25 protein-coding genes are annotated in these 23,641 nt (G+C 28.3%); 20 read left to right on the top strand and 5 right to left on the bottom strand.

All coding sequences use genetic code 11. The features are described from left to right. Entirely contained in the window at positions 1 to 672 is a 672-nt protein-coding gene (locus APAC_RS11765; RefSeq protein ID WP_170170165.1) for a response regulator transcription factor, read from the top strand. 172 nt (positions 673 to 844) lie between these two features. On the opposite strand, the gene APAC_RS11760 is transcribed toward APAC_RS11765, so the two are convergent. Next, complete coding sequence (locus tag APAC_RS11760) at positions 845 to 2,836, bottom strand: molybdopterin oxidoreductase family protein (protein ID WP_130234292.1); 1,992 nt, start codon at positions 2,834 to 2,836, stop codon at positions 845 to 847. Positions 2,837 to 3,054: 218 nt separating this feature from the next. Here APAC_RS11760 and APAC_RS11755 point away from each other — a divergent pair, with 218 nt between their 5' ends. The 3 genes from APAC_RS11755 (at position 3,055) to APAC_RS11745 (ending at position 6,183) form a co-directional block, all read left to right on the top strand. Next, positions 3,055 to 4,437, top strand: coding sequence for a CmpA/NrtA family ABC transporter substrate-binding protein (locus APAC_RS11755; protein WP_130234291.1), 1,383 nt, complete (start codon positions 3,055 to 3,057; stop codon positions 4,435 to 4,437). A 111-nt stretch (positions 4,438 to 4,548) separates the two neighbouring features. Continuing rightward, positions 4,549 to 5,358 carry a nitrate ABC transporter permease gene (gene ntrB / locus APAC_RS11750; protein WP_130234290.1) on the top strand — a complete coding sequence of 270 codons (810 nt, stop codon included), beginning with the start codon at positions 4,549 to 4,551 and terminating at the stop codon, positions 5,356 to 5,358. A gap of 15 nt (positions 5,359 to 5,373) precedes the next feature. Beyond that, entirely contained in the window at positions 5,374 to 6,183 is an 810-nt protein-coding gene (locus tag APAC_RS11745) for an ABC transporter ATP-binding protein (RefSeq protein WP_130234289.1), read from the top strand. A gap of 3 nt (positions 6,184 to 6,186) precedes the next feature. Here the strand turns inward: APAC_RS11745 and APAC_RS11740 are convergent, their stop codons facing one another. Beyond that, complete coding sequence (locus APAC_RS11740) at positions 6,187 to 8,121, bottom strand: ankyrin repeat domain-containing protein (protein ID WP_130234288.1); 1,935 nt, start codon at positions 8,119 to 8,121, stop codon at positions 6,187 to 6,189. 142 nt (positions 8,122 to 8,263) lie between these two features. Here APAC_RS11740 and amt point away from each other — a divergent pair, with 142 nt between their 5' ends. The 5 genes from amt (at position 8,264) to pyrC (ending at position 12,583) form a co-directional block, all read left to right on the top strand. Beyond that, positions 8,264 to 9,478, top strand: coding sequence for an ammonium transporter (gene amt, locus APAC_RS11735; protein WP_130234287.1), 1,215 nt, complete (start codon positions 8,264 to 8,266; stop codon positions 9,476 to 9,478). A gap of 25 nt (positions 9,479 to 9,503) precedes the next feature. Beyond that, the gene (locus APAC_RS11730; RefSeq protein WP_130234286.1) at positions 9,504 to 9,842 is read left to right on the top strand and encodes a P-II family nitrogen regulator; all 339 of its coding nucleotides are present in this window, start codon (positions 9,504 to 9,506) and stop codon (positions 9,840 to 9,842) included. Positions 9,843 to 9,969: 127 nt separating this feature from the next. After that, positions 9,970 to 11,157, top strand: a complete 1,188-nt coding sequence (locus APAC_RS11725) for an ammonium transporter (protein WP_130234285.1) — start codon at positions 9,970 to 9,972, stop codon at positions 11,155 to 11,157. 65 nt (positions 11,158 to 11,222) lie between these two features. Then, complete coding sequence (locus tag APAC_RS11720) at positions 11,223 to 11,561, top strand: P-II family nitrogen regulator (protein WP_130234284.1); 339 nt, start codon at positions 11,223 to 11,225, stop codon at positions 11,559 to 11,561. Then, complete coding sequence (pyrC, locus tag APAC_RS11715; RefSeq protein ID WP_130234283.1) at positions 11,561 to 12,583, top strand: dihydroorotase; 1,023 nt, start codon at positions 11,561 to 11,563, stop codon at positions 12,581 to 12,583. The genes APAC_RS11720 and pyrC overlap by 1 nt, the downstream gene beginning before the upstream one ends. A gap of 4 nt (positions 12,584 to 12,587) precedes the next feature. On the opposite strand, the gene fliM is transcribed toward pyrC, so the two are convergent. Beyond that, the gene (fliM, locus tag APAC_RS11710; RefSeq protein WP_130234282.1) at positions 12,588 to 13,682 is read right to left on the bottom strand and encodes a flagellar motor switch protein FliM; all 1,095 of its coding nucleotides are present in this window, start codon (positions 13,680 to 13,682) and stop codon (positions 12,588 to 12,590) included. Position 13,683: 1 nt separating this feature from the next. Further along, the gene (locus tag APAC_RS11705; protein WP_130234281.1) at positions 13,684 to 14,733 is read right to left on the bottom strand and encodes a flagellar basal body P-ring protein FlgI; all 1,050 of its coding nucleotides are present in this window, start codon (positions 14,731 to 14,733) and stop codon (positions 13,684 to 13,686) included. A 94-nt stretch (positions 14,734 to 14,827) separates the two neighbouring features. On the opposite strand from APAC_RS11705, the gene APAC_RS11700 reads away from it, so the two are divergent. The 11 genes from APAC_RS11700 (at position 14,828) to APAC_RS11650 (ending at position 22,670) form a co-directional block, all read left to right on the top strand. After that, entirely contained in the window at positions 14,828 to 15,877 is a 1,050-nt protein-coding gene (locus tag APAC_RS11700) for a hypothetical protein (protein WP_130234280.1), read from the top strand. Positions 15,878 to 15,879: 2 nt separating this feature from the next. Continuing rightward, positions 15,880 to 16,140 carry a flagellar biosynthetic protein FliQ gene (locus tag APAC_RS11695; RefSeq protein ID WP_130234279.1) on the top strand — a complete coding sequence of 87 codons (261 nt, stop codon included), beginning with the start codon at positions 15,880 to 15,882 and terminating at the stop codon, positions 16,138 to 16,140. 1 nt (position 16,141) lies between these two features. Next, on the top strand, positions 16,142 to 16,546 hold the full coding sequence (locus tag APAC_RS11690; RefSeq protein WP_130234278.1) for a hypothetical protein: 405 nt from the start codon (positions 16,142 to 16,144) through the stop codon (positions 16,544 to 16,546). Between the two features lie 11 nt (positions 16,547 to 16,557). Then, positions 16,558 to 17,043 carry a MotE family protein gene (locus APAC_RS11685; RefSeq protein ID WP_130234277.1) on the top strand — a complete coding sequence of 162 codons (486 nt, stop codon included), beginning with the start codon at positions 16,558 to 16,560 and terminating at the stop codon, positions 17,041 to 17,043. 2 nt (positions 17,044 to 17,045) lie between these two features. After that, on the top strand, positions 17,046 to 17,579 hold the full coding sequence (locus APAC_RS11680; RefSeq protein WP_130234276.1) for a flagellar basal body-associated FliL family protein: 534 nt from the start codon (positions 17,046 to 17,048) through the stop codon (positions 17,577 to 17,579). Positions 17,580 to 17,585: 6 nt separating this feature from the next. Beyond that, the gene (locus APAC_RS11675) at positions 17,586 to 18,014 is read left to right on the top strand and encodes a hypothetical protein (RefSeq protein WP_130234275.1); all 429 of its coding nucleotides are present in this window, start codon (positions 17,586 to 17,588) and stop codon (positions 18,012 to 18,014) included. Next, positions 18,004 to 18,708 carry a flagellar basal body L-ring protein FlgH gene (locus tag APAC_RS11670; RefSeq protein ID WP_130234274.1) on the top strand — a complete coding sequence of 235 codons (705 nt, stop codon included), beginning with the start codon at positions 18,004 to 18,006 and terminating at the stop codon, positions 18,706 to 18,708. The genes APAC_RS11675 and APAC_RS11670 overlap by 11 nt, the downstream gene beginning before the upstream one ends. 56 nt (positions 18,709 to 18,764) lie before the next feature. Next, positions 18,765 to 20,618, top strand: coding sequence for a flagellar hook-associated protein FlgK (gene flgK, locus APAC_RS11665; protein ID WP_130234273.1), 1,854 nt, complete (start codon positions 18,765 to 18,767; stop codon positions 20,616 to 20,618). 10 nt (positions 20,619 to 20,628) lie between these two features. Further along, on the top strand, positions 20,629 to 21,963 hold the full coding sequence (gene fliD, locus APAC_RS11660; RefSeq protein ID WP_130234272.1) for a flagellar filament capping protein FliD: 1,335 nt from the start codon (positions 20,629 to 20,631) through the stop codon (positions 21,961 to 21,963). A 105-nt stretch (positions 21,964 to 22,068) separates the two neighbouring features. After that, positions 22,069 to 22,425: a flagellar export chaperone FliS gene (gene fliS, locus APAC_RS11655; protein ID WP_130234271.1), complete on the top strand. Its 357-nt coding sequence runs from the start codon at positions 22,069 to 22,071 to the stop codon at positions 22,423 to 22,425. Then, a complete protein-coding gene (locus APAC_RS11650) occupies positions 22,401 to 22,670 on the top strand; it encodes a hypothetical protein (RefSeq protein WP_130234270.1) in 270 nt (89 codons plus the stop codon). Before fliS ends, APAC_RS11650 begins: the two co-directional genes overlap by 25 nt. On the opposite strand, the gene tilS is transcribed toward APAC_RS11650, so the two are convergent. Continuing rightward, positions 22,659 to 23,639 carry a tRNA lysidine(34) synthetase TilS gene (tilS, locus tag APAC_RS11645; RefSeq protein ID WP_130234269.1) on the bottom strand — a complete coding sequence of 327 codons (981 nt, stop codon included), beginning with the start codon at positions 23,637 to 23,639 and terminating at the stop codon, positions 22,659 to 22,661. The genes APAC_RS11650 and tilS overlap by 12 nt on opposite strands. Between the last annotated feature and the right edge of the window lie 2 nt (positions 23,640 to 23,641).

Below are 23,641 nucleotides of genomic sequence, written 5' to 3'. Positions count from 1 at the left end.
ATGGAAAGACTAAAATCAAAAACGATACTGATTGTTGAAGATGAAAAAACTATTAGAGAAAATTTAGCTTCTATGTTAAAGTTCTTTTTTAAAGAAGTACACACTGCAATTGATGGACATGATGGATTAGATAAGTATGAACAATATTTACCTGATATAGTTATGACAGATTTAAAAATGCCAAATATGAGTGGATTTGAATTACTTGAAGAACTTATAAAAAGAGATTCTACTTCATATAAAATAATTGTTTCAGCTCATACTGATAAAGAGTTACTATTTAAAGCAATTGAAAAAGGAATAAATAGATATCTTGTTAAGCCTATCATTGAAAATGAACTCTTTGAAACCTTTGAAGCCTATTTAAAAAATCTTGAAAAAACTCAACCTATGATTATAAAAATTGATGACGATATATATTTAGAAAGTGATAAAAAATCTTTATTTATTAGTGAGCTTGAAATTCATTTAAATAAAAAAGAGTTTTTATTTTTAAAATTATTACTTTCTAATGATAATAAAACATTCACCTATGAAGAGATAGAGAATATTGTTTGGGGTGGTGCTTTAATGAGTCAGTCTGCAATTAGAAGTGTAGTGAGAGATTTACGAAAAAAAATAGGTGAAAAGTATATTATTAATGTTTCAGGAATAGGATATAGATTAAAATAAACATATTATTAATTATTCATTAACTAAGTATTAGGTTACTATTAATTATTAGGGTTTATAATTACTATAAGAGTTAAGAAGGAAACGCGAAGCCTTTTTAATTTAGACTAATTTTATTCATTTGAACTCCTAAAATAAAAAGGTAAATACCTACCTTTTTATTTACTAAATCCTAATTTTTTTCTATTTTTACAGCAGAGTGATTATAATCAGGTTGCAATGAGTCTTTATCTAATAAATCATTTGTTAGATAGTTGATTTCTCTATTACTTATTGGAATAAATATTGTTCCTGTATTAATTGAGTCAGTAATTAAGGCTTTTGTAGTGATCTCACCTCTTTTAGAACTAACTCTTATTTCATCTCCATCATCTATATTTAGTTTTTTAGCATCTTCACTACTTATTTCACAAAAATTTAAATCTTTGTACTTAAGTAAAGTTCTTGGAAGATTTGTTTTTGTTCCACTATGCCATTGATCTCTTGTTCTTCCTGTTAATAAAATAAAAGGATATTTTAGATTTGTTTTTTCACTAAGAAGTTTATTTTCAACAAAATGTAAATTTGCTTTTTTATTTGGAGTAAAAAATTGTCTGTTTTTTCTAATATCTTCTCCCCAAATGAATGGCTCTTTTTCTAACTGTTCATAAGAAGTATCATACATATTGATATGAGGATTTAGTTTTGTCATCTCTTGATACTCTTTGAAAATATCTTCTGGACATTTATAGTTAAACTCATTTTGGAAACCTAATTGATGAGCAATTAGCATAAATATTTCCCAATCAGGTTTACAATCAATTGAGGTTCTTGTTAGTTTTTCTTGTTTAGTTACAGTTCTATCTAGATTAGTTTGCGTTCCTTCCTTTTCACCCCAAGGAGCTGCTGGTAATCTTATGTGTGAAAACTTAGCACTCTCAGAATTTTCATATGCATTTATTTCTACAACAAATGGAATTTTCTTGATTAATTGCTCTACTTTATTTCTATTTGGTAAATGATAGACAGGGTCTGTATGACAGATGATTAAAACATCAAGTTTATTATCTAACATTTCAGTTGCAGTTAGACCTTTTGAATCATTTACTTTATTTGTTTTCCAAAACTCATTTACTTTTTTAATAGACTCTTTATCAAAACCTAAATGAACAGCAAGCATAGTGGATAGTCCACCAACTTCTCTCCCTCCCATTGCATTTGGTTGTCCTGTTAATGAAAGAGGACCATTACCAAGTTTGAATATTTTACCAGTTAATAAATGAATATTAATAAGTGCCAGATTTTTATCAACTCCTTGAACACTTTGATTTAGTCCCATAGTCCATGCAGAGATAATATTTGGGCTTTCTTTAAATAATATCCAGAAATCTTCAAATTGTTCTTTTGTAAGACCTGTTCTTTTTAACATCTTAGTAACAGGGATTCTTTTAAATTTGTTAACTAATAAATCAAAATTATTAACATGATTTGAGACAAAATCATGGTCAATTAAATCCTCATCAATAATTCTTTTTGATATAAGATTTAAAAGATCAATATCACTTCCTGGCTTTATAGGTAAATATAAATCTGCAATTTTTGCAGTATCTGTAAATCTTGGGTCAATTACAACTATTTTCAAGCCAGCTTTTTTAGCTTTTTTTATTCGGTTGTGAAATACTACATGTGCTTCAGCTGTATTTGCTCCAATTAAAATTAGAAGATTAGATTGAAAAATATCATTCATACTAACTGGAACATAATCAATTCCAATTGATTTTTTATATGCAACTACTGCACTTGCCATACAGGTTCTACTATTTGTATCTACATTATTAGTTCCAATAAATCCTTTACCTAATTTATTTGCTATATAGTAATCTTCTGTTAAAAGTTGACCTGATAGATAAAAACCAATTTTCTCTTTTGGTGTTTGAAGAATCTTTTTTGCAATTGTATTTATTGTATCTTCCCAAGAACTAACTTTAAAATCATCATTTATATCTTCTCTTATATGAGGTCTTAATAATCTTGTAGGTGTTTGTATACTTATAAGTTCTGAAACACCCTTTGAACATACTTTTCCTTCATTAGTTGGATAAATTACATCTCCGACTAATCTATCTTTTTCGAATTCTAAACCACAGCCAACACCACAGTAGCCACAAACAGATTTTATTAACATTTTAAACCTTTTAAAATAATATAAGAATTAATGTATAATTAAGTTTATATAATATAAAAATTCACATAAAATCAGTATTATACTAATAAACAATCTATATTCTACTATATTTTAATGAAAAATTAAGAAAAAACTGTACATAAAATAAACAATAAAATTGTAAATTTAATAAAATTTTGTTGTTATAATTGTTTTATCACAACATTCAAGGAGATAAAATGTTAAAACAAGCGTTAAAAGTTGGTTTGGGAATTTCTATTGTTGCTAGTTCTTTACTTGCTGCACCTGAAAAAACAAAATTGAAAATTGGTTTTATTGCACTAACTGATTGTGCTCCATTAGTAATTGCAAAGGAAAAAGGTTTTTTTGAGGAAGAAGGTTTAGATGTTCATGTTGCTAAAGAAGGTGGAGGATGGCCTGGTATTCAGCAAAAAGTTATCTCTGGTGAGTATGATTTTTCTCATGCCTTAGCAGGTATGCCAATTGCTGCAACTTTAGGTATTAATGGAGATGCTCACTTACAAGCGCTTTTATCACTTGATTTTAACGGTAATGCAATTACTTATGGTAATAATATTATTAGTGAGATGGAAAAATATGGTTTAGATAAAACAGCTCGACCTGTATCAGCTGATAGTTTAAAAAAATATATTGATGCAAAAAAAGCAGCTGAAGATAATAATTATCAACCATTAAATTTTGGTATGGTACATCCAGTTTCAACTCATAACTATGAGTTAAGATATTGGATGGCTGGGTCTGGAATTAAACCAGATGAAGATACAACTATTAAACCATTTCCTCCACCAACAATGCCTCAAAACTTAATAGCTGGAAATATTGAAGGTTACTGTGTTGGTGAGCCTTGGAATTCAAGAATAGTACTTAAAGGTCAAGGAAGTGCCCTTGTAACTAATTATGATATTTGGAACAACAACCCTGAAAAAGTTTTACAAGCAAGAGCTGATTTTGTCGAAAAATACCCTGAAACTACAAAAGCAGTTATGAGAGCAGTTATTAAAGCTCAAATGTGGTTAGATGAATCTTGGGAAAATAGAGAAGAGGCTATTAAATATTTAGCTCAAAAGAATTATGTAAAAGCTCCTAAAAATGTTTTACAAAAATCTATGTCTGGAACATTCCTTTATAACAAAGGTGTAGACTCAGCAAACCCAATGTTCAATACATTTGCTAATTACTATGCATCTTACCCATTTTACTCTCATGGTATGTGGTTTATTACACAAATGTATAGATGGGGACAACTTGAAAAACCTGTTGATATGAAAGCAACTATTGAAAAAGTTTATAGACCTGATTTATTCTCAGATGTTGCAAAAGAGGTTGGATATACATTACCTCCAAGTCCTTGGAAAAAAGATGGTGTTGATGAATACAATAAATTTATTGATGGAAAAGTTTGGGATCCAAATAAAGCAGTTGAGTATATCTATGACACATTTGCTGTAACTAACCCAAAAGTTTCAAAAGAAGAATTATTAAAAGTTAATAACTGGAAAGTTGATACTAAACAACCTTCATATGTTTGTCCATATGGACCAGCAGGTTGTGCAGATCCAAAATATGTTACTAAGAAGTAATGACAAACTCGAAATTATTTTAAAGGAAAAGCTCATTTGAGCTTTGTCCTTTTGAATGTTTATTTTTTAGACATTCAAAAGGACAATTTAGTAGTAAAAAAAGGAAGAGTGATGAATAAAGAGTTATTGAAAAAAATAGTATTGCCTTTAATTGTATTGGCAATTATTATACAAGTTTGGTCAACTGTATCAAATATGATTCCAGGTTTTCCAACGCCAGGTGATACATATGTATATGCCTTTGGTGGAGTTACTAGTGATGGTGAAGAATTAGAAGGTGTTTTATCTGATCCATTTTATATAGAAAACCAAGATGATAAAGGGATTTTCTGGCAAGTGATGGAATCACTTAAAAGAGTATTCGCTGGATTTATTATCGCAGTAATTGTCGGTGTTCCAGTAGGACTTGCTATTGGTATGAGTAAAAATATTCAATATGCCCTTGATCCATTTATTCAAATATTCAAGCCAGTTTCTCCACTTGCTTGGTTACCTTTATTGCTATTTGCTTTTAAAGATATTGATAGCACAGCAATGTCTACAATTTTTGTGACATCGATTTGGCCTATTATTATAAACACTGCACTTGGTGTAAAAAATGTTAGTGATGATTACTTAAATGTTGCAAAGGTTTTAAGGTTTAATCCACTTGAAAAGATTACTAAGATTATTCTACCAGTTGCTGTTCCTTATATCTTTACAGGTATGAGACTATCACTTGGAATTGCTTGGCTAGTAATAGTTGCAGCTGAGATGTTAACAGGTGGTATTGGTATTGGATTTTGGATTTGGGATGAGTATAATAACCTTGCATATCACAATATTATCATTGGTATTATAGTTGTTGGTTTAGTTGGATTTATTCTTGATTTAATCATGGGTAAAGTAGCAGATTATTTTGACTACAGAAAAAAGATGTAAGGTAAAGGATATAAAATGAGCGCAAATAATAAATTTGAAAAATTCTTACAATTAGAAAATATTGATAAAACTTTCCCACTGCCAGGTGGAAAAGAGTACAAAGCTGTAGTTAATGTAAATGTAAATATTAAGAAAAATGAAATTATCTCAATTATTGGGCATAGTGGTTGTGGTAAATCAACACTTTTAAATATGATTGCAGGACTTGATGCACAAACTGGTGGAAATATTATTTTAAATAATAAAGAAATAACTGGACCAGGTCCAGAGCGAGCTGTAGTTTTTCAAAACCACTCATTACTTCCATGGTTAACTGTTTATCAAAATATCGAAATGGCAGTAAAAAAAGTAATGCCAGGACTTTCAAAAGCTGAATTGAAAGAAAGAGTAGAACATTTTGTTTCTATGGTAAATTTAGATCATGCAAAAGATAAATTCCCTGGAGAGATTTCAGGTGGTATGAAACAAAGAGTTGGTATTGCAAGAGCTTTATCAATTCAACCAGATGTTTTATTAATGGATGAGCCATTTGGCGCACTTGATTCATTAACAAGAGCAAACTTACAAGAACACTTAATGAGAATTCAACAAAAAGTTCAAAATACAGTTATTATCATTACTCATGATATTGATGAAGCTGTTTTATTAAGTGATAGAGTTATTATGATGACAAATGGTCCAGAAGCAACAATTGGTGAAATCTTAGAAGTAAAATTAGATAGACCAAGAGATAGAGTTGCACTTCAAAGTGACCCAGAATATATTAGATGTAGAGAAGCAATTTTAGACTTCTTATATAAAAAGTTTGCAAAAGAAGATGAATAATATTTAGTTAGATGAGATATTAAACTCATCTTTCATTGTATTTATTAATAGGTTTAAATTTGTTTTATCAACTTCTTGTGCGATGCCTTGAGTAAGATTTAATACATTTTTATGATATTTAGAAAAGAATTCAACCATTTTAGGATCTTTCTTTTCTGGATTATTTACAATCGCTCCGTCATCAAGCATTTTTATTACAAGTTTTCTTTGTCCCATAAATGCAGCATAGTTTATAGGTCTAAATCCATATGAATCAACTATATCAATAATCTCTTTATTAAAATGGCTAATAAGTTTAAAGTATTTGATTCCTTTTTTCTTTAATATTGCAACATGCATAATAGTCCTACCAAAATTGTCCCTTGCAAGAATGTTAATCTTTGTTGTTAAAAGGAGTTTAAATGTATATTCATCTTTTTCTGCAATTGCTTTGTGTAATATTGATTCTCCTGTTTTATTTTTTGCAGCTACATTTACTCCTAAATTAACTAATGATTTTAAAGTATTTAAAAATAACTTTAACTCTTCTTTTGTTTGAGCATCTTTTGTTTCCATTAGTTTAAATAAAATATTATTTCCATTTTTATCTTTTTGATTTATATCAATATTGAATTTTCTAAGAAGTTTAAAAATTTTAAAATTATAATGCATTATAGGTTGAAAAAATAATGGTTCAAATTTAGAAGTTAATTGATCTAAATCAACAGTTCCATACTTTAAAATAAATGCAAAGACTGTTAAATATTCACCTCTTGGAGTTATTCTTCTTTCTAATTCTTCATCAATCTCTTTATTATTTTCAAAATATAAAATCATAAGAAGTAAAATTTCAATAATAGTTTGGTTATTGTGGTTTTTGATATTTGGATTAGCACCTTTTTCTAAATAGAATTTGATTAAATCTAAATATTCAGCTCCTCCTTTTAAAGCTAAATCAAATAAAACTGTTTCCCCAGAAATATTTTTGTGATTGATATTTATTCTATTGTGTTCAAGTAAAACATTAATAAGCTCTTTATCTAAAGATCTAGTTGCTTCAAATAATACATTCTCATTTTTCGCATCAACTGCACTTGCATTAACTCCAAGAATTAGTAACTCTTTTATCATTTCTAAATGACTATGTTTTGTTTCAATATCTTCTTTTGGAGTATTTTTATAGTAACTAATAGATTCCATGAGAAGAGTTTTTTCATCTGCACATTTACTATTAATATTACATCCTAATTCAACAGCTTTTTCTATTAACTCAATATTTTCAGCACCTTTTGAAACTGCATAAAATAAAAAGTTTTTTCCATTGCTATCTTGAATTGTAGGATCTGCACCTAACTCAAGTAGTTGCATAGCTAAATCTTTATCTTTTAAAACTACTTCTTTATGTAAGATTGTATTTTTTTCTTCATTAATTTGATTAATATTTATACTATCAATTTTAGCTATTTTGTCAATGACATCTCGACTTCCATTTGCAATTGCATCAAAAATTAAGTTATTTCCATGAATATCACTGTTATTTAAATTTTTTGTATGTTGTAAAAGTATATCGATAAATTTGTTACTAGCTGTTATTACAGCTTCTTGAAGCACTGTACGCTTGTATTTATTTAAATGATTAACATTAGCTTTATATTCAAGTAATATGTATATAACTTCTCTATCTTTAGCTTGTATAGATTTAAATATTGGTGTTTCTTCTTCATCTGTAAGTGCTTCTATATTTGCACCATGGGATAATAACCATTTTACAGATTGGGCATATCCTTTTTTACAACAATGATGAAGCATAGTTTCATTATTTTCATTCAACCACTCAAGATTTATTTTATTATCTTTGTATAATTGATTGATTTTTTCTTCATTAAATATGTTACTTGAAAGCTCTTTTAGGAATTCTTCTTCATTTATTTCTTTTTTAGATAAAAGTTTTTTTAACATTATTTCACCAATATTTAATTTAGTCGTATTATATATAAATTCTCTTGAAAGAAAACAACTGTATAAATAATATACAATAAAATATTTACAATAGGCTAAAAAATATTTATAATGGTGTTATATAAATTGACAAAGGAGTCTTATGGAAAATTTCACAGATTTAAAATACATATTAGATGGTTTCTTATTTGTATTTTCTGGTGTATTAGTTATGTGGATGGCTGCAGGTTTTGCAATGCTAGAATCAGGTTTAACAAGAACAAAAAATAATGCGACAGTATTAACTAAAAATATCGCTTTATTTGCTATATCTTGTATTATGTACTACTTCGTAGGGTATAATTTAATGTATGGTGATGGTTCATCATTTATGGGAAGTTTCTCAACTATCTCAATGGAAAACGGTGCTGATTCAGCATATCCTGCTGCTGCAGATTTCTTCTTCCAAGTAATGTTCGTTGCAACTGCAGCTTCAGTTATTTCAGGAACAGTTGCAGAAAGAATGAAATTATGGCCATTCTTAATATTTGTTGTTTTCTTAAGTGGATTAATTTACCCAATTCAAGGTCACTGGACATGGGGTGGATCTGAATTAGGTGGTTTAATTGCTGGATTCTCTGACTTTGCTGGTTCGACTATTGTTCACTCTGTTGGTGGATGGGCTGCATTAGCTGGTGTATTAATTCTTGGTGCTAGAAAAGGTAAATATGGTAAAGATGGACAAGTTAGACCAATTCCAGGTTCAAACTTAACATTAGCTACATTAGGTACATTCATTTTATGGATGGGATGGTTTGGATTCAATGGAGGGAGCCAATTAGCATTAGGTTCAAAAGCTGATATTGATGGAATTGCTTTAGTTGTTGCTGATACAAATATGGCTGCTGCTGCTGGTGCTATTGCAGCTGCACTTTTAACTCAACTAATCTATAAAAAAGTTGATTTAACTATGGTTTTAAATGGTGCATTAGCAGGTTTAGTATCTTGTACAGCAGGTCCAGACTTAGGTATGGTTGTAGCGTTTATTGAAGGTATCATTGGTGGAGCATTAGTTGTATTTGCAGTACCATTCTTTGATAAATTAAGAATTGATGATCCAGTTGGTGCTTTATCTGTTCACTTAGTTGCAGGTATTTGGGGAACATTAGCTGTAGGTATCTTTAATCCAGATGTAACAATCATGGCTCAATTAAAAGGTATTGTTGTTATTGGTGCATTCGTATTCATTGTTTCATTTATTATCTGGAAAATCTTAGATATCGTTATCGGATTAAGAGTTGATGAAGAGACTGAAGTAAATGGTCTTGATATTCATGAAACTGGATTAGAAGCTTATCCAGAGTTCAAAAGAGCATAATATAAGTTAGGTAAGGATAAATTATATGAAAAAAATTGAAGTAATAATTAAACCATTCAAACTAGAAGATGTAAAAGATGCTTTAGTTGAAGCTGGAATTACAGGTATGAGTGTTTACGATGTAAAAGGTTATGGTAGACAACAAGGTCACTCTGAATTATACAGAGGGGCTGAGTATGTAGTTGATTTTTTACCAAAAATCAAAATTGATATTGTGGTAAAAGAAGATATGGTTGATGCAGCAATAGAAGCTATTGTTAACTCAGCAAAAACAGGGAAAATTGGTGATGGAAAGATTTTTGTATCTTCTTTAGATGAAGTAGTAAGAATCAGAACTGAAGAAAGAGGAAGTGAAGCTATCTAATTTTTCTACTACAATTTGAGAAAAGTTTACTTTTTCTCAAATTGTATATTTTTTATACAATATAAAAAAACTTACACAGATAATACTGTTATAATAGATCTTATAAATTTACATAAAAGGTCTTAGAATGGATATTCAATCAGTATCTTACATAATCGATACGTTGTATGCAATTTTTGCAATGACGCTAATTATCTTTATGGTTCCAGGTTTTGCAATGTTAGAAGCAGGAATTGTTAGAACAAAAAACGTAACAGCAGTATTAACAATCAATACTCTAATTTATGCAATTGCTTCTATGGCATTTTTACTAATTGGTTACTCTATAGCATTTGGTGATTTTGGAGCTGATGGTATGAGTAAATGGGCAGCATTTTTATTTCAAATGGCATTTGTAGGAAAAGTTGTAAATATTATGAGTGGAGGTGTTAGTGAAAGAGCAAAAGTTATTCCTCTAGCATTTTTTACAATCATAATGGCAGCTATTTTATATCCAATTGTTGTAAATGTTTCTTGGGGAAGTGATTTTTTAGATGGTACATTTTTAGATTTAACTATGTATGACTTAGCTGGTTCTACAGTTATTCACTCAACTGGTGGTTGGGCACTACTTGCAGCAATTTTAATAATTGGAGCTAGAAAAGGAAGATATACAAAAGATGGTGGGATTAGAGTAATTCCAGCTTCAAATATTCCTTTATTAACATTAGGTGCATTTTTACTATGGATTGGTTGGTTTGGATTCAATGGTGGTTCAGTTGGTTCAATTGCTTCAAAAGAGAATGCAGATGCAGTTGCTCTTACAATTATGAATACAAACACTGCAGGTTTAGCAGGTGCAATTATGGTTGCAATTATTATGTATTTCATGTACAAAAAACTAGATTTAACTATGATTTTAAATGGTGCTTTAGGTGGATTAGTTGCAGTAACAGCAGGTCCTGATTTATATGATATTTATACTCCAATCTTAATTGGTGCTGTTGGTGGTGCTTTAGTTGTATTTGGTGTATCTTTCTTTGACAAATTAAGAATTGATGATCCAGTTGGTGCATTATCAGTACACTTAGTAAATGGTATTTGGGGAACATTAGCAGTTGGTATTTTTGCTTCAAATGGAACTGATATTACACTTCTTGGACAAATTAAGGGTATAGTTGTAGTAGGTTTATTTGCTTTTATATCTTCATACATTATATTGTTTATTATTAATAAAATTGTTTCTTTAAGAGCAGATGAAGATGAAGAGATGCAAGGACTTGATGTAGAAGAATGTGGTATTGAAGCTTATCCAGAGTTTAAAAGAGCATTCTAATATCAAAGTAATTTAAGTTTAATAAAAATTTGATAAAATAAATCAATTAAAAAAAGGATTATTAAGTGAAAAAAATTGAAGCTGTAATTAAACCGTTTAAATTAGAAGATGTAAAAGATGCATTAGCTGAAGCTGGTGTAACAGGTATGACTGTGTCTGATGTTAAAGGATATGGAAGACAACAAGGTCACTCTGAGTTATATAGAGGTGCTGAATATGTTGTTGATTTCTTACCAAAAATTAAAATTGAATTAGTTGTTTCTGAAGATCAAGTAGATTCTACTATTGCAATTATTATTGATGCTGCAAAAACTGGAAAGATTGGAGATGGAAAGATTTTCGTTTCAGCTGTTGAAAAAACTGTTAGAATTAGAACTGGGGAACAAGATGAGGATGCTATTTAATGAGCATCACAACATTTGAGATAAATGAACCTTTAGACATGCACCTTCACTTACGTGATGGTGATATGTTAAAATTAGTTGGTCCACTAACATCAAATACGTTTAGTGGAGCACTAATCATGCCTAACTTAGTTCCTCCTGTTACTACAAAAGAGGACTTATTAGCTTACAAAAAAAGAATTTTAGAAGCTTGTGATGGTGATGCTTTTGAACCATATATGACACTATTTTTTAAAAATGATTATACTTACGAATTTTTAGAAGATATAAAAGATGATATTATTGGAATAAAACTTTACCCTGCAGGAATTACAACAAACTCTGAAACAGGTGTTGCTTCTATGGATGTTGAAGTATTAAGACCTACATTAGAATCAATGAGTAAATTAGGAATTCCTTTATGTATTCATGGTGAAACTAATGGTTTTGTTATGGATAGAGAAAAAGAATTTATGCCAATTTATGAATCAATTGCTTCTGCATTCCCTGATTTAAAAATCATTATGGAGCATATTACTACAAAAGATGCAGTTGAATTACTTGATAAATATGATAATTTACATGCAACTGTAACTTTACATCATTTATTAATTACTCTTGATGATGTTGCTGGTGGTATGTTAGCTCCTCATTTATTCTGTAAGCCAATTGCAAAAAGACCAGAAGATAGAAGTGCATTATTAGATGCTGCTTTAAAAGCTCATCCAAAATTAATGTTTGGAAGTGATAGTGCTCCACATCCTAAACATAAAAAAGAGTGTTGTGGTTGTGCAGCAGGTGTATTTACTTCACCAATTGCTTTACAAGTATTAACTGATTTATTTGATAAGTATCAATGTTTAGATAATCTAAATGCATTTGTATCATTAAATGCTCAAAAAATTTATGGGAAAAATCCTGTAAAGAAAACTATAAAATTAATAAAAAAAGATTTTGTAGTTCCTGCTATTTATGAATTTGAAAATGAAAATGTAGTTCCTATGTTTGCAGGAGAAACAATTCCTTGGAGTTTAGAAGATTAAACGATTATTTCGTTTTTTCTTCTAATAATCTTTCTATTGTTTCTTTTCTTTGTTTAGCTTTTTGTTCTCTATCTTTTCTCATTTCTCTTAAAATATCTAAAGTACTTTGCTTTTCTCTATCAAGATTTGATTTTAATTGAATAGCTTTTCTATTATTTGATATTCCAGAGATTGCTGAGAACTTCTCTTTTTTATTGATATAAATCTTTGCAGATGCTGAATTTGCATTTTTATTAAATACAATAACATCATCTACTTTTAATCCTAAGATATCTTCTGCTGTTAATTCAGTCTCAGCCATTATAGATTCAATAGTCATTCTAGCACCAGAAATAAGTGTTTTTATATCTTGTTTTCTAGAAGATTTTCTATTTTTTCCTTCACTAAATACTTTTTCAACAATTTTTGTTAGTAAAGGTTCGAAATAAGAGATTGGATAACAAATTGATAAGAACCCTGATTCTTCATCAACTGTAATTTCAAGAACTACAAGTAAAACAATCTCATGATCTGATACAATTTGAATTGCATTAGCATTTGTATCTCTTGATTCAATTTTATAGTTTATATTTGAAATCTCAGCCCAAGTTTTATTAAGATTCTTGATAAAAACTTTATAAAAATGTTCAAGTATTTCAATTTCAATTTCTGTTAGTTCTCTATTTAAATTGTCACTTGTATTAATTGCACCTGAACCTAAAAGTTCAGCAATAATTTTATGAGAAATTGCAGGGTTACACTCAATTACTATTCTACCTTCAAGTGGTTTTATAGATAATGTATTTAATGAAGTGATTTGAGGAATAGAAAGAATAAACTCACCATAAGTCATTTGCTCAATTGAATATAATTTAACATCAACAATTTTTCGCAGCATCGCTGAAAGGTCAGTAATAAAATCTCTAAGCATTTTATCATGCATAGTATTAAATGCTTTAAATTGTTCAGGTGTTATTCTATTTGGTTTTTTAAAATCATAAATTGAATAATTTTTTTCTTTTGATATAGGCTTTTCTATTGGAGAAGCATCAATATCTTCACCTTGTTCGGCAATATCTAAAAGTGCGTCAATTTCATCTTGACTTAAAAATTCAGCCATATTATCCTCTTACTTCTATTTCAACATCTAACGCACCCATCTCTTTAATCATCTTAATTGTATCAATAATTTCAGTCATAGGTAGTTTCATAACTTTCATTGCTCTTACTAAATCTGTTACAGTAGGCGTACCTTTAGTATTTATCATTGCATTATTTATGTCAATAGCTGGCTTATCTGCAATTTTTACATCATCTCCAATATCTACACCTTTATTGATTTTCAGGTCATTCCACTGTGTATTTGATAGAGGAGATTGTTTTATTCTAAGAGTAAATGAATCTCTAGCAATTGTAACTGGGTCAATTGTTATATCCCCACCTGCAACTACAGTTTCCCTGCTCATATCAATAATAAGCTTCTTTTTAAAAGTAGAATCTAAAGGAATATTTTCAACCATAGATATAAATTTAACCATAGACATATCTCTAGGTTTTTTTACATCAATTGTTCTTGTATCCAAAGCTTGAGCTAATTTTGTTCCAAATAGGTTATTGATTTTTGTTTGAATTAAATCAGCAGTTTTAGCAGAACTTTTATAAAGACTTAGTTGAATAGAATTTTCTTGAGATAAATCATAATCTATTTCATTTTCAACAGTAGCTCCATCATATATAAAACCCGTCGTAAGATTGTTTTCATTTGCAACAATAGTTCCTTGAGCTAATGCATAAACATTTCCATCAACTCCTTTTAATTGAGTAATTAAAAGTTCACCATGATCTACAGATTTTGCATCACCAATAGTTGATACTTTTACTTTGATTTTATCACCTTGTCTTGAAAATGCTGGAAGCTGAGCTGTTACCATCACTGCAGCAATATTTTTAGAATTAATAGAACCAGATGGAATTTTGATATAAGAATTTCTAAGAAGATTTTGTAAGCTTTGCATAGTAAATTTAGCTTTGTCTCCTGTCCCTGCAAGTCCAACAACTAGACCATAACCAATAAGTTGGTTATCTCTTATTCCAATTATGTTTGATATATCTTTTACTGTTTGTGAGTACAAAGATGAGAATAATAGTATAAAAATCAATAAATATTTCAAGTAGTATCCTCCTTTGTTAATTGATATTATTTTATCGAAAATTTAATAAAAAAAGGTATAATCTATCAATAAAATTATTTTTAGGGTTTATAATTTGAATATTTATATTTACGGGAACAGTGGATTTAAAAAAGAGATTCATTCAACATTAGATCATGCTAACATAAAGTTCAAACTTGATGATAACTCTATAATTAAAGATATAAATACTCTTGAAGAGTTGCAAGATACTATTAAAAATAATCCTAATGACATATATTTAATTGATGATGAAAAAATTATAAAAAAGAATTCAAAAATTAAGTTTTTAAATCCAAAAGATGGAATTGAAGAATCTTTCTTATTGGATCATGGAATACCTGATGTTTCAGTTGATTCATTATCTGATATCCCTAAATATATTATCAAAAAACATGATGAATTGTTAAATGAAAAAGAGGATATTCAAAATTCAATTATTGATATAGTAGATGAAGCATATGAAAATGATAAAGATTCAGAAGATGATGAATCTTTTGAATTAGATGAAGAGTTATCAATGCTTTTGGCTAAAGAAGATGATTCTCAAGATGAAAAAATAGATGTTGATAATAATAAAGAAATAGATATTAATTTAGATGAACTTGATGATATATTAGGTGATGATGATTTGGATAGTGAAAATCTCTTAGATGATGAAGAACTATCTAAAATTATGAGCTTTGATGAAGATGTAGGCTTAGATAATATAGATTCAGATTATGATTCTGAAGAGAATTTAAATATAGAAAATGAAGATGGTGATATAGAAGAGTTTTCAGAAGATTTCAATAGTGAAGATTTACTTAATTTTGATACAATAGAAGAAACAGATGAAGTTGATGAAAAAACAGAAGATAAACTAGAAAATATTGAATCTTTACAAGGAGAAAAAATGGGTGATGAATTTTCAGAGTTAGATGCTCTAAGTGAAAATGACATATTAGATGCTTTGGGTGAATTAGATACTCAAGATATTGAAACTTCTCTTCTAGAAGAAAAATCTGTTTCAAAACAAAAAAACAGTGTTGAAATAAATAGTAACAGTGTGAACGAATTAAGTACACTTATAAGTCAACTATTACAAAATAAAACTTTAGAGATTACAATCAAGATAAAAGATTAATAATGGATCTATTGGGAATCGCTGAGAATACTGTTAAAATAATTTTAATTTTGGGCTTGCCTTCTTTAATTGTTAGTATGATTATTGGACTTTTAATATCCATTTTCCAAGCGGTTACCCAAGTTAGTGATGCTTCATTATCTTTTGTACCTAAAATGATATTCGTATCTGCATTTATTTTGATTTCACTTCCTTGGATAGGGGATCATATTGAAACTTATACAAAAGATTTGTGGGATTTGATTTTAGTTTTTGGAAATTAGTATGATTGAAAAACTATATAATTTAAAAAAAACTCAGACAGATCAAAAACTTATGCAAAAAGCTCAGATTCAATCTGAAATTGAAAAGATTGATACGGAGATTTTACTTACTAAGAATAGTATTGATACTGCAACAGTTCAGCAGTTTGGTGCAATTTCAGATTTTACAATATTAACTATTCATAAAAATACAATGAGGGCACATATAAAAAAACTTGAAGGAAACAAAGTTATATTAAATGAAAAATTGGAGACACTAATAGCTGAAATAATTGAATTACAAAAAGAGACTGAACAGTTTGCTTATTTACTCGATGAAGAAAAAAAAGAAGCAATCAAAAAACTTTTATTAGCTGAACAAGAAGCTTCAGAAGAGTATATTCAAAGTAAATATATAAGTGGATAAAGGATTTAAATTTGAAAAAGATTTTATTATTAACTATTTTAACAATATTTTCATTTGCACAAGAAGATACAATTAGTTCATTAACAAAAGAAAAATTAGAGGTTATGGCTTTAAAAAAAGAGTTAAATGATTTTTATAACCAAAAAGAAAAAGAGTATGAAGAGAGAAAAAAAGAATTAGAATTAATACAGTCAAAAATTGAGAGTGAAAAAAAAGCTATCCAGAAAATCCATGATAAAAATTTAGCCTTACTGCAAGATATAGAAAATACAGTTGCTAGTAAAACAGCCAAGATTTATAATGGTATGAAGCCTAAAACAGCTGCATCAATTTTTGATGAGATGATTAACGAAGGCAAAATTGATGATGTTTTTGATATAATATTAAAATTAAAAGAGAAAAATGTAACTGCATTGATGAAGTTTTTGAGCGTTCAAAGTGCTATGCAAATTACAGAAAAACTAGAAAACTTTAATGTGAATGATGTGAAGGAATAATTATGGCAGAAGAAGAAAATAAAGAAGAAGTAAAGCAATCTGGTGGAGGAAAAGGTTTAATTATTGTATTGATTGCCTTAGTGGTAATTTTATTACTTGCTGTTGTTGGAGGTGGATATTTTTTATATTCACAAGGTGTACTTAATGGAAATCAAACTCAACAAGAACAAGTTGTAAAAGAGGATGGTTCTAGAGATTCAGAAACTTTTAAGGCAGATATTAATGATTTAGTTTTAAATATCACTAACTCTAAAGGAAAAGAAAAACTAATGAAATTATCTTTTTCTATTAAAAGTAGTGAACCTACAATTGCAGCTTTAGTTGAAGAGTATAGAGCTGAAATAATTGATGTGGTAATTGCACAAATTAGTGCAAGAAGTTCAGAAGAGTTATTAACAGTTGGTGGTAAAAATTTACTAAAAGATGAGCTAATTTCAGATATTAATAATGTAATTGATGAAGTTACAGCATCTAATGATGATATAAAAAGAAATAGTGTTCAAAAAATACTATTTACATCATTTGTAATTAAATAATAGATTATGATAGTAGCTGTTAAAAGAAATAAAAAACAAAAGTTTTTTAAATATGCTTCTGTTGCATTTGTATTGGCAATGTTTTTTGGTTATTACCAATATATGAGTGCTGAGTTTGAGCAAAAGCAAAAAATTGAACTTGAAGAAAAAAAAGCTATGCAAATACAACAAGAGCAAGAAGCTACTATGAAAAAAAATTTTGAAAAAGCTTTATTATCTGAGATTGAAAAAGCAGTAGATTTAATTGGACAAGCTTATGTTAAGCATGTTAAAATTATTGAAAATAAACTTGTAATAGTTTGTGAACCTAATACAAATTTAGAAGCATTAATGGTTAGATATGGAACTATGGCTTTGACTAAAAAAACTTTAAATGAAATAATTATTGCAATTGATATTAATTATGTAGTAGAGAGTAAATTAAATGCAAGTTAAACTTAAATACCTTATCCCTTTATTTTTTATTAGTTTTTTCACAGCTTGTAGTGCAACAAATCAAAATGAAATCATTTTTGAAAAACCAAAAGCACAAATACCTAAAAAAGCACCTGTTATAAAAAAGAATAAAGGTTCTTTATATTCAATGCAAGGTACATCTTTATTTGCAGATAAAAAAGATTTACAAATTGGTGATATTATACAAATTATAATTGATGAAGAATTAGATTCTAATTCAAATAATAAAAGAGAACTTTCAAACTCTAGTAATACTAATTTAGGTGGTGGTGTTTTCTCTTCAACGGGTGGTGGAGTAGTTGGAAGTGTTACAAATGAATTAAATAGAAACTTAGGAGTTAATTTTGGAACTAATAGTTCTAATAGTGATGCAGGTTCTGTTAAAACACAATTAGATGAAACCTTTTCTACAACAATCTCTGCAATAATCCAAGAAACATATCAAAACGGAAACTATTATATTAGAGGTACAAAAGAGCTTTTAATTGAGGGGCAAAAACAAAAAATTATAGTTACAGGTGTAATTAGACCTTATGATATTACATCTGATAATTCAATAAACTCTTCACAAATTGCTAATTTAAAACTTTTATATGATAAAGAAGGTACAGAATCTGATATCTTAGAAACACCATGGGGAACAAAGCTACTTAGAGCAATATGGCCATTTTAATCTAATATTAAGAAATGTAATGTGATAATTAAGAAAATATTCTAAAAGGAGTCTCAATGCTAAATTCAATAAATGTTTCAAGCACAGGACTTAGTGCTGCAAAAACTGCCGTTGAAAATGTATCTAATAATATAGCTAATGAGAATACTCCTGGATATAAAAAAAGGGTAGTTCAGTTAAGTGAATTAGAACATATGGATACACGATTTACTGGTCGTGGAGTTGACTCAAGTAGTGCATACAGAATTACTGATCAGTATATGTTTGATAAACTGTTGTCTGAAAATACCACAACTAATTACTATGATAAGTTATCTAGCATGCTTGGAAATGTAGAATCAATTTTTTCTGAGACAGATTCTAGCGGATTTTCATCTGATTTAGATAGATACTTTCAATCTGTTGAAAATTTAAGATCTAACCCTAATTCTGAAGTATATAGAACAACTTTAATTTCCCATGGTAATGCTTTAGTTGATTCTATGCAAAATCTTTATAGTTCCATTGAACAACAACAAAAACTAGAGCGATCTGAAATAAATGAAAATGTTGACATTGTCAATAATATATTAAAAGATATAGGACTTGTTAATCAAAAACTTGGTCAATTAAATGAATCTTCAAATGATTTACTTGATAAAAGAGATCAGTTAGAAACAGAACTTGCAAAATATGTTGATATAGAAGTTGATAGAACAGATGGAGATTATGAATTAAGTATTGCAGGAGTAGTTGCTGTAAGATTTAATACTAATGTAAGAGATGTTTCAATTGATGAAGAGAAGATTACTCAAGTTGATAAATATGTAAAAGACAATTCTTTGAATGAATCTATAATTGAATTGTCTGATGGAGTATTTAATAATGGAGATACTTTATCATATAAGTTAAATAACGAGCATGAAGTTAGTGTAACTTATGGAGAAACATTTACTGATAATGAAGGTAATAGCATAACTGTTGGTAGTGATAATTATATTAGAGCATTAGTAGCAAAAATTAATGTTGATCCTGATATGAATGATTATGTAACAGCTTATAATGGTACAAGATATTTAGACTCTTCAGGTGAACTTATTACTGATGATACTCAAGATAATTATTTAAGAATAGAATCAAATATAGCAGGTTTGGATGGTTCTTTTGATGGAAGAATATCTTTAGTAGAAGATAATGATACAAATATCACTGATGATATTTATGATATTCAGGCTAGAAATACTTTTTATAAAGATGATTATCAAAGTACTGAAGCTGAAGATAGAGTATACTTAGCTATTTATGGACAAGAGATATCAGCAAAAGATGGTATTATAAAAGCACAGGTAGAGAATTTAAGTTCTGATAGTTATAACAATAAATACCAATCTTATTTAGATAAATTAGACGCTTTTGCTAAAACTTTAAGTGATTTGACAGATAGTTATATTCAAACAGGAACTGATGAATATATTTATGGAGAGAATGCAAGTGAGAAAAGTTTAGGAACTATTAATGAAATAGGTTTGTTTTCTGGTTCAAGTGTTAGTGATTTAAGATTTAACAGTTCAAGGGTAAATGATTTAAATCAACAAGATTTAGATTATTTAGCAACTATGCAATGGAAAAAAGATATCTCTTTTACCGGAAAAGAACAAGATTCAACTTTGGATACAGTTACTTCTTTAGCGGAGTTCTTTCAAGATATTAAAGTTGGTGTATCCTCAGATGTTGAAACTAATAATTTTTTATTAGAGACACAAGAAAATGTTGAATTATCATTAAAATCATCATATGATCAATTAGTTAAAGTTGATAAAGATGAAGAAATGATAAATTTAATGAAGTTTCAATCTGCTTATACTGCTAATGCAAAAGTAGTAACTGCAATTGATGAAATGATTCAAGTTTTACTTGGACTTAAAAGATAAAGGATAAGTCATGGCTGATGGTATTTTAGGGTTAGGTTCAGGGCAAGCTGCTTCTTTAAACCAAGATTTAATAGATAAATTAAAAGATGCAGAGCGAAAAGCTACGGTTGAACCAATTGAAACAAGTATAGAAGATATCACTTTAGAAAAAGAAGTTTTTACTGAAATAGAGAATAAAGTTTCTGAATTACTAGAAGCTATAAAGCCATTTGATTTATTTGTATCAGGTGGAGTTAATGCCTTTGATGAAAAATCTGCTACAACATCAGGAACATCTGTAGTTTTTGACGCAGCTGATGTATCTGCATTAAATAAAGGGGTTACAACTGTTGAAATAGTTGATTTAGCTCAAAAAGATGTCTATCAAACAAATGCAGTAGATGAAACTACTAAAGATACAGTTATAAACGCTGGAAATTTAGAAATAACTGTAAATGGAGTTTTAGAAACTTTTGATACTACAAACTTAACATACGATCAATTAGCTGAAGAGATTAATGCTAAAGATGGTATGAATGCTTCAGTACAATTAGTTGGAACTGATTCATATAGAATTGTTATTAAAAGTTCAGAATCAGGTGTTGATAATGCCCTTACTATTAGTGGAGCAGCTGCAACAACATTAGGATTAGATTTAGCTGAAAATCATAAATTAACAGCTCAAAATATGGATGCAATTATTGATGGAGTATCATATAGTGTCTCTTCAAATGATATTACTGTTGATGGACTAAAAATTTCTGCAGTTGAGAAAGGAACGTCTTCAATTAATGTAGTTGATGACACTACAACAGTAACAACTCAAATGCAAAATTTTGTTACTTTATACAATGAACTTGTAACAACTATTGATGATGCAACTGGAGCTGATTCTCCTATTTCAAATAGAAGTGGTCTTAGAGAAATTGTTAATCAAATAAAAGATAAATTATTTGGAACTTATGGTGCTAATTCAGATAAATCAATATTTAATTATGGTTTTGAATTAAATAAATCAGGTACACTTAGTATTGATGAAACAGATTTTAACAAAGCTATTGAAGAAGATATGGCCGGATTAAAAGAACTGTTTATTGGTGTAGCTGAGAATGAGGGATTAGGTACTCAGTTAAAAGCAGTTGTAGATGAAATGAATTTTAGTGGTGGAATTTTATCAATATATGAAAATAATATGACAAGTAGGGAATCAACACTTGAAGAAGATAAAACAAAGGCTGAAGAAGCTTTAGATGCTAAATATGAACAATTAGCATTACAATTTAGTTCTTATGGTGCAATTATAAATCAAATGGAAGCATCATTCTCAGGTCTTAAATTAATGATTCAACAATCAACTGCAAGTTAGTAATAACTATTGAGAAAGAAAAGTTATTTTCTTTCTCTTTTTGTATTAAATTAAGGAAATATATATTATACTGTATGGCTAATTTGATTATTATGGAGTAATTATATGGGTTTAGAAATCTATAATCAGCAAAATGCAGTGTCTGATGATCCTTATGTTTTAGTATTAAAGTTATATGAGGGTGTTATAAAATATCTTTCATTTGTAAAAAATGCTATGGAAGAGAATGATGTAGAGACAAAATTTACTTATATAAATAAAACTATTGCTATTTTTGATGAGTTAAGAAATGTTCTTGATTTTGATGGTGGAGATGTTGCATACTATTTAGATGGTTTATACTTATATCAAATCGAAACACTATTTAGTGCTGGAATTGATGATAATTTAAATTCAGTTAATCAAGTTATTAAAGTTACTCAAGGTTTAATAGACGCATGGAAAGACGAGACTGGTCTTTAAAGGCCTTAAGTGAATTAAATTATATTGATTCACTTGAATCTTTTGAAAAAGCAGATGCACTAGTTAGATGGTATAACAACTATTTGACTGATAATTCAATAAATGATTTTGATTTAGAAATTGAAGATTTGAAAAAGTTACAAGAACTTTTTTTTAAAAATATTAATTTTTTGAAAGATCATAAAGAAGAGACAAGACAAGAACTCGTTAATATAAAAAAAATGCAACAGTTTTTAAAAAACTAAATCTTTTGGATTAATACTATTTTCAAATAGATAAGCCCTTATATTTTTAGGGACTTTGGTAATTCTACATATTTCTTTAAATTTTTTATCCATACTAACTTCACATCTTGGACATATATAAATATATTTTTTATTTATTGCAATATTTATTTTATGTGATATTGTTAATTCGCTTTGTTTGAAAATCTCTTCTCTTGCTGCTTTACTTAGTAAAATCCCTCTTTTTTTCAAGCTAGTATCAATAATTCTGATATTTAAATTATTATCATTTTTATTTTCAAAGATTTCCAAATCTTGAAATTTATAAATTGCTTTATCTTTTATGTTTAGGGAGTTTAAGTCATTTTGTAAATACTCAAATGAGTTTTTAATTCCATCTTTAAATTCATTGATTAGTTTATCACTAAAATTATGTCTAAAGTAGTTTCTTTTATATTTTTCATTACTATTTGATTCATCATAAAAGTATTTGATATTTTGCTCTTTTAGATAGTTTTCTAGTTCATCTTTTGAGACATTTAATAGTGGTTTATATATTCTATAGTTCTCTTTATCTTCAAACTCATTAAAACCAATAAGTTCTGCTAATCCTGCACCTTTTGTTAGCTGCATTAAAAACCATTCTAATTTATCATTTAATTGATGAGCTGTGATTAAAGTATCATAAGAGTTTTCTTCTATAATTTCTTCAAAAAATGCATATCTTATATCTCTTGCATTTTTTTCAAAGTTTGAGTTTGATTCTAGCTTAGTATTTTTGATAAAAATTTGTTTATTGTATTTTTCTGCAAGCTCTTTTGCATAAGTTACTTCTTCAATAGACTGCTCTCTTGTATTATAATTAACAATTGTAATATCAAAGGGAATATTTTCATTTAATAGTAAAAAAAATAGTGCAGTAGAGTCAATACCACTTGAGAATGCTAAAAGATTTTTTGACTCTTTAATTGCACTAAAATTTAGATTCATAT

Origin of the sequence: Malaciobacter pacificus, from assembly GCF_004214795.1 — a bacterium.
Taxonomy (GTDB): Bacteria; Campylobacterota; Campylobacteria; order Campylobacterales; family Arcobacteraceae; genus Malaciobacter_A; species Malaciobacter_A pacificus.
The sequence above is the reverse complement of the archived record's forward strand: the minus strand, read 5'-3'. Positions and strand labels throughout refer to the sequence as shown.

What these genes read in the sequence shown, in the direction of transcription:
- APAC_RS11765 (WP_170170165.1), top strand. Translation starts at nt 1, where the DNA reads ATGGAAAGACTAAAATCAAAAACGATACTGATTGTTGAAGATGAAAAA.
- APAC_RS11760 (WP_130234292.1), bottom strand. Translation starts at nt 2,836, where the DNA reads ATGTTAATAAAATCTGTTTGTGGCTACTGTGGTGTTGGCTGTGGTTTA.
- APAC_RS11755 (WP_130234291.1), top strand. Translation starts at nt 3,055, where the DNA reads ATGTTAAAACAAGCGTTAAAAGTTGGTTTGGGAATTTCTATTGTTGCT.
- ntrB (WP_130234290.1), top strand. Translation starts at nt 4,549, where the DNA reads ATGAATAAAGAGTTATTGAAAAAAATAGTATTGCCTTTAATTGTATTG.
- APAC_RS11745 (WP_130234289.1), top strand. Translation starts at nt 5,374, where the DNA reads ATGAGCGCAAATAATAAATTTGAAAAATTCTTACAATTAGAAAATATT.
- APAC_RS11740 (WP_130234288.1), bottom strand. Translation starts at nt 8,121, where the DNA reads ATGTTAAAAAAACTTTTATCTAAAAAAGAAATAAATGAAGAAGAATTC.
- amt (WP_130234287.1), top strand. Translation starts at nt 8,264, where the DNA reads ATGGAAAATTTCACAGATTTAAAATACATATTAGATGGTTTCTTATTT.
- APAC_RS11730 (WP_130234286.1), top strand. Translation starts at nt 9,504, where the DNA reads ATGAAAAAAATTGAAGTAATAATTAAACCATTCAAACTAGAAGATGTA.
- APAC_RS11725 (WP_130234285.1), top strand. Translation starts at nt 9,970, where the DNA reads ATGGATATTCAATCAGTATCTTACATAATCGATACGTTGTATGCAATT.
- pyrC (WP_130234283.1), top strand. Translation starts at nt 11,561, where the DNA reads ATGAGCATCACAACATTTGAGATAAATGAACCTTTAGACATGCACCTT.
- fliM (WP_130234282.1), bottom strand. Translation starts at nt 13,682, where the DNA reads ATGGCTGAATTTTTAAGTCAAGATGAAATTGACGCACTTTTAGATATT.
- APAC_RS11695 (WP_130234279.1), top strand. Translation starts at nt 15,880, where the DNA reads ATGGATCTATTGGGAATCGCTGAGAATACTGTTAAAATAATTTTAATT.
- APAC_RS11690 (WP_130234278.1), top strand. Translation starts at nt 16,142, where the DNA reads ATGATTGAAAAACTATATAATTTAAAAAAAACTCAGACAGATCAAAAA.
- APAC_RS11680 (WP_130234276.1), top strand. Translation starts at nt 17,046, where the DNA reads ATGGCAGAAGAAGAAAATAAAGAAGAAGTAAAGCAATCTGGTGGAGGA.
- APAC_RS11675 (WP_130234275.1), top strand. Translation starts at nt 17,586, where the DNA reads ATGATAGTAGCTGTTAAAAGAAATAAAAAACAAAAGTTTTTTAAATAT.
- APAC_RS11670 (WP_130234274.1), top strand. Translation starts at nt 18,004, where the DNA reads ATGCAAGTTAAACTTAAATACCTTATCCCTTTATTTTTTATTAGTTTT.
- flgK (WP_130234273.1), top strand. Translation starts at nt 18,765, where the DNA reads ATGCTAAATTCAATAAATGTTTCAAGCACAGGACTTAGTGCTGCAAAA.
- fliD (WP_130234272.1), top strand. Translation starts at nt 20,629, where the DNA reads ATGGCTGATGGTATTTTAGGGTTAGGTTCAGGGCAAGCTGCTTCTTTA.
- fliS (WP_130234271.1), top strand. Translation starts at nt 22,069, where the DNA reads ATGGGTTTAGAAATCTATAATCAGCAAAATGCAGTGTCTGATGATCCT.
- APAC_RS11650 (WP_130234270.1), top strand. Translation starts at nt 22,401, where the DNA reads ATGGAAAGACGAGACTGGTCTTTAAAGGCCTTAAGTGAATTAAATTAT.
- tilS (WP_130234269.1), bottom strand. Translation starts at nt 23,639, where the DNA reads ATGAATCTAAATTTTAGTGCAATTAAAGAGTCAAAAAATCTTTTAGCA.